At 61.7% G+C, this 553-nt stretch carries 1 pseudogene; it reads right to left on the bottom strand.

Annotated features, from left to right (window positions below):
• Positions 1 to 538 (bottom strand): annotated as a pseudogene (locus AC1DY5_RS58140) (CadC-family transcriptional regulator); the annotation flags it as partial.
• Between the last annotated feature and the right edge of the window lie 15 nt (positions 539 to 553).

Here is a 553-nt window from a genome sequence, read left to right as displayed (position 1 = left end):
TTTCTGCCCAGATGTGGTTGCCTGTTGTCGCGTCGATCAATTGGCCGGTGACGCGGATGTGTCCGGCGGACTTGCGGATGCTGCCTTCCAGCACATAGCGCACGCCGAGTTCCTTGCCCACCTGGCGAATGTCGGGCGACTTGCCCTTGTATGAAAACGAGGAATTGCGCGCGATGACGAACAGCGAATGAAAGCGCGACAGCTCTGTGATGATGTCTTCGGTGATGCCGTCGGTGAAGTATTCTTGCTCCGGGTCCCCCGACATGTTGGTGAAAGGCAGCACAGCGATCGACGGCCTGTCGGGCAGTGACAGATCGATCTCGCCGAAAGCTGGCCGAGCTTTGGCTGTCGGCGAGGTCATGGCACTTTCAGCCCGCACCGCAAAGGCGCGCACCGGCTCGGGAATGTTCTTCACCCGCTGTTCGCCCTGGTCGTCGAAGCGGGCCGCAACCTTGCCGCGTACTGCACCACGCACGGCGTCCGAAATCGTGGTGCCACCCTCCTCGGCCAGCCCTTCCAGTCTGGCGGCGATGTTCACGCCATCGCCATACAC

This window comes from Variovorax sp. P4_D9 (assembly GCF_056401695.1).
The sequence above is the reverse complement of the archived record's forward strand: the minus strand, read 5'-3'. Positions and strand labels throughout refer to the sequence as shown.